The following is a 4735-nucleotide window of genomic DNA, read 5'->3' as shown; positions in this document are numbered from 1 at the left end:
GCCAATACCACAAACTTCTCCTGGAAACTTTCTTCCGGGAATATATCGTACACTTTCAACAGTCTTGGTTTTAAGCCACTATCGGATATTTCCTGTGCCAGGTCCCCGCCTTTCAGGCAGATGAGTCCTTTTTCGAACTGTTTGCCAGGCACCACCGACTTTTTCAGTACCGGCTTGCTCCAGCGCCAAAGGTCTCCCAATGGGGCTACTGCACGGGACACAACAATATCAAACTTACGATTCTTAATATCTTCCACACGGCTATGTGCTGCCGTCACATTTTTTAGTTGCAGGGCTTCCGCTACTCCCTGCACTACTTTGATCTTTTTACCAATGGAATCTACCAGGTGAAACTGTACTTCCGGAAAGAAGATGGCCAGCGGAATACCTGGAAATCCACCACCGGTACCAAGATCCAGGATTTGTGTGCCTGGCTGAAAATCCGCAATAGCGGCTATACTAAGAGAATGTAATACATGCTTTTCATATAAGGCTTCAATATCTTTACGGGATATCACATTGATCTTTTCGTTCCACTCCTGATACAATCCCTTTAAGGCCTCAAACTGCGACAACTGCTCCGGTGTAAAGTCGCTGAAATACTTTAAAATAATTTCCATAGCGCAAAAGTAGGTAGGATTAGCTTGTTTTTTGATGATTAACGCGATTTTTTGTCTTTTTTCAGGATTATACTGATTTTGATGATTTCCCCGATTTTGTTTTTTTGATTTTAAAAAGATAAAATCGGGGAAATCATCAAAATCAGTATAATCCTGAGTAAGACAACCTCCGCTGCGCTTACCATTTATTGGCCTTCGCCTTGAATAACAATGCCGGCGTAAATATAATATAGTACAGCACCATGAAAATATCCATCAGCCAGCTGAACTTAAAGAGGTCACTTTCGTCCAGTCTGCGCATGGCAGCAAAGGTGATCACAGATTGTACCAGTACTTTCAGCCCAAAGATGCCCAGCACATACCAAAGTATGGGTGGTGGGAAAAACAGGCCAAGGATAAAGGCTGGATAGAAAAGGAAATGTGTCAGTGAAAACAACCCCAGTACAAACTTGTGGCCGAAGCGGTAATGTTTGCCGGTAGACATATGCCGGGTTTTCTGTCTGAACCAGCTTTTCCAGCTCAATTTAGGCTCCGAATAGGTAAATGCCTGTTTATCAATGACCACGCCTACATTCTTCCTGTTGGCGGCCGTGTTTACAAACAGGTCATCATCGCCACTGGCAATATGTTGGTGACTGGTAAAGCCTTTATGTTTAAAAAATAGTTCTCTTTTATACGCCAGGTTGCGGCCTACACCCATATAGGCCATGCCGCTCATCGCAAAAGACAGGTGTTGCAGGGCGCTGAAAAAGGTTTCATAGCGGATGATCTTATTCAGGAAGCCGGGCTTTTTATAGTAAGCACCGTATCCCAGTACAATTTCCTTTTCCCCGGTAAATCCCTGGCTCATAAAAGAAAGCCAGTAAGTACTGCCGGGCTTACAGTCTGCATCCGTGAGCAATACCGTTTCATACTGGGCGCCTTTCAGGCCAATAGATAAGGGGTATTTTTTGCCGGGAATGAACTTGGCAGGCTGTTTAATTTCAATATGCCGATAATGTGGATAACCCGGCTCAATAGAGCGCAGGTAATATTTTGTGTCGTCTTCGGAGTTATCATTGACCACGATCACCTCATATTCAGGTTTCATGTGATGATGATACCGTTGTTGCAGTACCCCCGGAAGATTTTTCTGCAGATTTAGTTCTTCATCTTTTGCGCAGATAATGACTGAAAAAGGCCCGTCCGGTGTGTGGTCCAGGTCAAATTTACGTCTATAAAAAGCTACCCGGGAGAAGATAAAAAGAAAATAAATGATCTGTATTCCCGCAACGGTAGCAAAAAAGTATAAGGCAATTTCACCTAGATGTTCCAGCATAATGCTGGCAAAAATATAATATTTTTATTATCTGTAAAAGAATTGTTTGTGAAAAGCAGAAAGCGGAAAGCAGAAAGCATAAAGGAGAAAGCAAAAAGCTATCGGAGCGAATGAACTGAGCGTATCGATAACATTTTGCCCGTAAATTATCCTGTTAAGGTCATTCGCTTCGATAGCTTTTTGCTTTATGCTTTCCGCTTTCTGCTTATCTTCGCGCCTCAAATAGAGTTGAGTGAATTTTGAACTGATAACTACAGATAGTGGCAGCAATGCCCGGGCGGGGAAAATCACCACTGCCCACGGGGAAATCGAAACGCCCATTTTTATGCCGGTTGGTACTGTTGGCAGTGTAAAAGCTGTTACGCAGGAGCAATTGAAAGAAGCCGTGCAGGCGCAGATTATCCTCGGCAATACTTATCATTTATATTTAAGGCCAGGTCTGGAGGTATTATCTCTGGCCGGTGGTTTACATAAATTTAATGGGTGGGATCGTCCTATTCTGACCGATAGTGGCGGGTACCAGGTATTTTCCCTGGCGGCCAACCGCAAGATCAAGGAAGAAGGGGTTGTTTTCCAGTCACATATTGATGGCTCCCGCCATCTTTTCACACCAGAAAATGTGATGGATATTCAGCGCACCATCGGGGCCGATATTATTATGGCATTTGATGAATGCCCTCCCTATCCGTCTGATTATCGTTACGCGCGCAAGTCGATGGACCTTACCCATCGCTGGCTCGACCGTTGTATTCAACGCCTCAGCGACACGCAGCCTGCCTACGGTCATGAACAAACGTTGTTTCCGATCGTTCAGGGTAGTACCTATAAGGACCTCCGTAAGGCTTCTGCCGAATTCATCGCCTCCCGCAACTGCGCCGGTAATGCCATAGGTGGCCTTAGCGTAGGAGAACCGGAAAATGAAATGTACGAAATGTGCGGACTGGTATGTGAAGTGCTGCCTGTGGACAAGCCCCGCTACCTCATGGGCGTGGGTACCCCCTGGAATATCCTTGAAAATATAGCCCTGGGAGTAGATATGTTCGATTGCGTAATGCCTACCCGTAACGGGCGTAATGGTATGTTATTTACCTGGAATGGCGTTATTAACATCCGTAATAAAAAATGGGCTACCGACTTTAGCCCTATAGATGCGAATAGTCCCTGCTTTGCTACCAGCACTTATTCCAGGGCTTATCTGCGTCATTTGTTTGTGGCCGGAGAAATTTTAGGCATGACATTGGCCAGTATCCACAACCTGGCATTTTACCTGGAATTGGTACAGGAAGCCCGTAAGCAAATATTGGCCGGTACTTTTGCCACCTGGAAAACCAGTATGGTGAATCAGCTGAAAACACGCCTGTAAAAGTTCGGACTATAAAATAAACTAATATCTTTGGGGTCATGACTAAGATTGACTGGTACATTTTACGCAAGCTTATAGGTACTTTCATTTATTCCCTGATGATATTCCTATTGATTTCTGTAGTGATAGACACGACAGAAAAGGTAGATGACTTTATGAAACATCATCTATCGCTGCATGAAATTATAGTAGATTATTACTTCGGTTTTATTCCGCATATCCTGGCGTTACTGTTCCCACTTTTCATATTCTTATCTGTTATATTTTTTACCTCCAAGATGGCGTATCGTTCTGAGATCATCGCCATCCTGGCCGCAGGTGTGAGTTTCCGCCGTTTTCTCCGTCCTTACTGGATGGGCGCTTTCCTGTTTGGCGGTATTTTGTGGCTGGCCAACTATTGGGTGGTACCCAATGCAAACCGTATCCGGACCAGCTTTGAAAACAAATACCTCCATAATCACGACGACGAGAAATCGCAATACGATCGTACTACCCGTATAGATAGCTTTACTTATGTGACCTTTGGGACCTACGATCCCAATTACAAGAGTGGCAGCAACTTTACACTCAATATTGTAGATAAGCAAAACATGTCCTTCAAAATGAAGGCGGACCGGATTACCTGGGATTCTACCACCAAAAAATGGCGCCTGGATTATGTATCGATGCGCAGCATGGACGGGTTGAAAGAGCACTGGAGCAGTAAACAGGATACTTTGTTAAAACTGGCCTTGCAGCCGAAAGACCTGGTAGATGAAAAGAATCTGCAGGAAGCAATGACCACCCCGGAGCTGAGAAGATTTATTCAAAGAGAAAGTATCCGCGGGTCTGAAGGGCTGAATACCTATTGGGTAGAGTATTATCGCAGAACGGCTGCTGCCTTTGCCGTGGTAATCCTCACCCTGATTGGAGGAATCATTGCTGCCAAAAAAGTAAGAGGTGGAAGCGGTTTGCACCTGGCAGTAGGGATTGTCATCAGCGCCAGCTACATTATTTTCCTGCAATTTGCTACGGTATTTTCTGTGAAGGCAGACCTGAATCCTTTGCTGGCCGTGTGGATCCCGAATATTTTATTTGGCGGGCTAGCCCTGTATTTATATCGCCGCGCACCTAAGTGATGGGTGGCGAAAAGATTTTTGAAGGCGGCGTCACAAGTGATGCCGCCTTTTTTTATGCGCAGCAGGAAACTTCGGAAGCCTTTAGGGATAGGCATTTTGCGGCTGGAAAATGACCTGGAAAGTTTTCTGCCCTTTTCATTTATACGCATTTTGCAGCCGGTAATGAACCTGGAGGGTTTTATGCCTCCTGCAACTGTGCCCGTTTTGAGCTTCCTGAAGGCAGGTGCTTCGTAGTGCGGTTTATCTTTGATGTATCCACTTGCACCTATCCTTTAATTATTTTTTCAAAGATTTTTCTTTCAATATTTTCAATTCG

4 protein-coding genes are annotated in these 4735 nt (G+C 44.6%); 2 read left to right on the top strand and 2 right to left on the bottom strand.

The features are described 5' to 3' along the window. Window positions 1-620 (bottom strand): 16S rRNA (guanine(527)-N(7))-methyltransferase RsmG (gene rsmG / locus VIP81_RS16690; protein ID WP_331963245.1); only part of this gene is annotated, 620 nt, incomplete at its 3' end. A 178-nt stretch (window positions 621-798) separates the two neighbouring features. Then, a complete protein-coding gene (locus VIP81_RS16685) occupies window positions 799-1938 on the bottom strand; it encodes a glycosyltransferase (RefSeq protein ID WP_331963242.1) in 1140 nt (379 codons plus the stop codon). Between the two features lie 232 nt (window positions 1939-2170). On the opposite strand from VIP81_RS16685, the gene tgt reads away from it, so the two are divergent. Continuing rightward, complete coding sequence (tgt, locus tag VIP81_RS16680) at window positions 2171-3301, top strand: tRNA guanosine(34) transglycosylase Tgt (RefSeq protein ID WP_331963239.1); 1131 nt, start codon at window positions 2171-2173, stop codon at window positions 3299-3301. 38 nt (window positions 3302-3339) lie between these two features. Beyond that, entirely contained in the window at window positions 3340-4419 is a 1080-nt protein-coding gene (locus VIP81_RS16675) for an LptF/LptG family permease (protein ID WP_331963236.1), read from the top strand. Window positions 4420-4735: the final 316 nt, after the last annotated feature.

It is taken from the genome of Chitinophaga sp., from assembly GCF_036566945.1.
In the GTDB taxonomy this organism is placed as follows: domain Bacteria; phylum Bacteroidota; class Bacteroidia; order Chitinophagales; family Chitinophagaceae; genus Chitinophaga.
The sequence above is the reverse complement of the archived record's forward strand: the minus strand, read 5'-3'. Positions and strand labels throughout refer to the sequence as shown.

Excerpts from the sequence above, each read along its gene's own strand:
- VIP81_RS16675 (WP_331963236.1), top strand. The coding sequence starts at position 3,340 with ATGACTAAGATTGACTGGTACATTTTACGCAAGCTTATAGGTACTTTC.
- VIP81_RS16685 (WP_331963242.1), bottom strand. The coding sequence starts at position 1,938 with ATGCTGGAACATCTAGGTGAAATTGCCTTATACTTTTTTGCTACCGTT.